Here is a 283-nt window from a genome sequence, read left to right on the forward strand (position 1 = left end):
TTAATGCGTGATGCCCTTAGCGCAAACCCGGATTTAGACGGTGTATTTTGCACCAATGACGATATTGCGATGGGTGCGCTTCTGCTGTGCCGCGAGCGAAACCTCGCCGTGCCAGAACAAATTTCCATTGCGGGTTTTCATGGGCTGGAGATTGGCAGGCAAATGATCCCAAGCCTCGCCAGCGTAATTACTCCCCGTTTTGATATTGGTCGGATGGCCGCCCAAATGTTGCTGAGCAAAATTAAGAATAACGATCACAACCACAACACTGTTGACCTCGGGT

General features: G+C 50.5%; 1 protein-coding gene. It reads left to right on the top strand.

Annotated features, from left to right (window positions below):
- Positions 1-69 precede the first annotated feature (69 nt).
- Positions 70-283, top strand: a 214-nt coding sequence (locus LZP73_RS20825) for a substrate-binding domain-containing protein (RefSeq protein ID WP_442800788.1), incomplete at its 3' end; no start/stop codon positions are given.

Origin of the sequence: Shewanella sp. AS16 (assembly GCF_021412365.1) — a bacterium.
Taxonomy (GTDB): Bacteria; Pseudomonadota; Gammaproteobacteria; order Enterobacterales; family Shewanellaceae; genus Shewanella; species Shewanella salipaludis.